Raw genomic sequence first — 2606 nt, 5'->3', positions numbered from 1 at the left:
GGCTTGCGCCGTTCCGCTAACACCTTTCGGGGAACTTTTGTTAGCGGCAGGGCGCGAGCCCTCCGGTCTTTTCAAAGTCAAACCGGACGGCTTGCGCCGTTCCGCTAACACCTTTCGGGGAACTTTTGTTAGCGGTAGGGCGCGAGCCCTCCGGTCTTTCAACGTGTTTTTGAAGCGCGACCGGACGGCTTGCGCCCTGCCGCTAACATCCGCCGTTAGCGCCACAGCCATTCGCGGAAACCTTCGACGACTTGCTGTCGTTCCGCGATGGCTCGCCAAACGACAAACAATCCCAGCGTCAGCGCGACGACGATCATCGTGCCGCCACGCCGCGGGGCCGGAGGCGACGTCACTTCCGCTTTGTCTCTCAAGTGCCCCAATAGTTTTTCCCAAAACACACTCGTCGCGATCGGTTCGAACGATTCAATCGACGTCGAATCGATCGCTTGATGCCCCGCCGCTCGCAAGTGGACGCGGAGCTGCGGCAGGAACACCTGAAGCGTCTCTCGATCACACGTCGCCTCGGAATCGAGTTCCAACGCGGCTTCGAGTAACGGCGACAGCATCTGCTCCGGCGTCCGCCCGTACACAACCAATCGCGGGCGTGCGGTCAGCGCAAACAGAGAGATGATCAGGCCGTAAAACGTCGCCAGGGCAAGCCACACCCAGCCGCCAAACACGCCGGCCGCCGCCTTGGGGAAAAAAAGTTCCCCCGGACCGATGGCCACCAAACCGACGACCGAAAACCCCAGCGCCGCGATATCGCGTCCTCCCGTCGTGATCAACACCCGACCGCTGAGACGAATCATCCCCAGCAACAACAGATACGCAACCAGCGGAAGCAAGGCGATCAGCAAGTAGATCGGTTCGATGGACATGCGTGGGTGAAGATGCCGGGAGTCGGAGGGGAGGCGAATCGGTCCGTAAAGCGTACCAATTTCAATCGCTCGACGCGACGGAGGAGGCGAGGCGGCGAGAGTTCTGCGAAACAGCCGGATGATCCGACCAAACGGACCAATCGGCAGATTGCTGGTAAGTGATCGCTGTGGTTGGTCAAGCAAAACAGGCCAGTGGGAAGATCGCGCCGCACGCTTTTTTCAACCAAACACCTTTTTGAGCACACAACGTACTCCATGAGTCAACCTTCTCATCCGACGTTCTCGCAATCGGCCGCCACAGGTGTCGATCATCGGAACACGCTGCCCTCCCCACCACAAGGTCCCTCCGACGTGATCGGCCGAGTCGAACAGACGCTGACGGAGGTTGAACATGCGTGCCGGGCAATCGGGAACGAACGCAACAGCGCGTTCGGTCTGAGCGTGATCATTCCCGTGTTCAACGAACGACAAACTCTGCCAAAGATCTTGGACCGCATCGACGAGGTGATGCCCGAGGGGACACAGACGGTCGTGGTCGATGATGCCAGCACCGACGGGACGGCTCAGTGGCTGGCGGCGCTGCCTCCACGGGCCGATCGAACGATCCTGTTACGCGGACGCAATCACGGCAAGGGCTCCGCCGTCCGGATGGGCATGCGACACAGTCGTGGCGAAATCGTCGCGATTCAAGACGCCGATACCGAGTACGATCCGATCGACCTGTTGGACGTGATCGCGCCGATTCAACAAGGTGAGGCCGAAGTCGTGTACGGCTCGCGCTATCTCGAACAGAGTGATGATCCGTCGCTGTTTCATCGCCTGGGCAATTGGGCCCTGACCGCGATCAGCAATTGCATGACCGGCCAGCGATTGACGGACATGGAAACCTGTCACAAAGCGTTTCGAGGCGAATTGGTGCGATCGATCCGGATCAAAGAATGCCGCTTCGGATTCGAACCCGAAATCACCGGCAAGATTGCCGAACGCGGGATCGCGATCGCCGAAGTGCCCACCGGGTACCAGTACCGCAGTTATGAGGAGGGCAAGAAAATCACATGGAAGGACGGCATCGCCGCGCTGGCGTGCATGTGGCGCTACCGCAACGCGGGGTGGCTGTGGCGTGCGGTCGCCGGGGCGGGCAGAGTGCTCACCCGCCTACCGAGTCTCGCGCGCAACAAAGTGGCGTAAGCTTCCAGCTTGCGAGAAGTGGCCGTCTAATTGCCGGGCAGTTGCCGACTGTGCTTGGGCGTTTCCGAGGGCGGCAGCTCGCAGTCAAACTCTTCCTGATAACGACGTCGCTCGACGGGTGTGGCATAGAAACGCAGCCACGTCTCGGTGTCTTCGACGCACATCCACTCCAAGGCCTTGCCCGGGACGTCGACTTTCTTTTCGCAACAGGGCAGGATATCGCGATAGATGATCGTGTACAGTTCTCGGTCGCAAAGGTGATCGGTGCACCGCAACACGATGTTCTTGCTGTACAACTTTTGAATCGTCTTTTTCAGTCGATGCGACAGTTGCGAGTCCCCCAAGGCATCGGGCGGCAGCAGGTGAAGCGGCGGAGAAAACCAGTCGGAGATCGGCAGCGCCGGTGCACGTTCCCAGGCCAACATCGACGCCAAGTATTCGTTCTCGGCTTGCAGCGACATTCGGTTGATCGACGATTCGATCGACTCGTCACGGTACGGCTCCAGCTCATCCCGAAGCCGCGCGTTGGCCAACATTAAT

At 59.8% G+C, this 2606-nt stretch carries 3 protein-coding genes; 1 reads left to right on the top strand and 2 read right to left on the bottom strand.

The annotated features are described in order from the left end of the window. Positions 1–215: 215 nt before the first annotated feature. The gene (locus ABX749_RS29020) at positions 216–878 is read right to left on the bottom strand and encodes a hypothetical protein (RefSeq protein WP_145207535.1); all 663 of its coding nucleotides are present in this window, start codon (positions 876–878) and stop codon (positions 216–218) included. A gap of 255 nt (positions 879–1133) precedes the next feature. Here ABX749_RS29020 and ABX749_RS29015 point away from each other — a divergent pair, with 255 nt between their 5' ends. Continuing rightward, positions 1134–2066 (top strand): glycosyltransferase family 2 protein, encoded by a 933-nt coding sequence (locus ABX749_RS29015; protein ID WP_372899112.1) that lies wholly within the window; start codon positions 1134–1136, stop codon positions 2064–2066. A 26-nt stretch (positions 2067–2092) separates the two neighbouring features. Here ABX749_RS29015 and ABX749_RS29010 read toward each other — a convergent pair. Further along, positions 2093–2606: hypothetical protein (locus ABX749_RS29010; RefSeq protein ID WP_372899111.1), on the bottom strand; the 514-nt coding region annotated here is incomplete at its 5' end.

The organism is Stieleria sp. (assembly GCF_041595215.1).
In the GTDB taxonomy this organism is placed as follows: Bacteria; Planctomycetota; Planctomycetia; order Pirellulales; family Pirellulaceae; genus Stieleria; species Stieleria magnilauensis.
The sequence above is the reverse complement of the archived record's forward strand: the minus strand, read 5'-3'. Positions and strand labels throughout refer to the sequence as shown.

Excerpts from the sequence above, each read along its gene's own strand:
- ABX749_RS29020 (WP_145207535.1), bottom strand. The coding sequence starts at position 878 with ATGTCCATCGAACCGATCTACTTGCTGATCGCCTTGCTTCCGCTGGTT.
- ABX749_RS29015 (WP_372899112.1), top strand. The coding sequence starts at position 1,134 with ATGAGTCAACCTTCTCATCCGACGTTCTCGCAATCGGCCGCCACAGGT.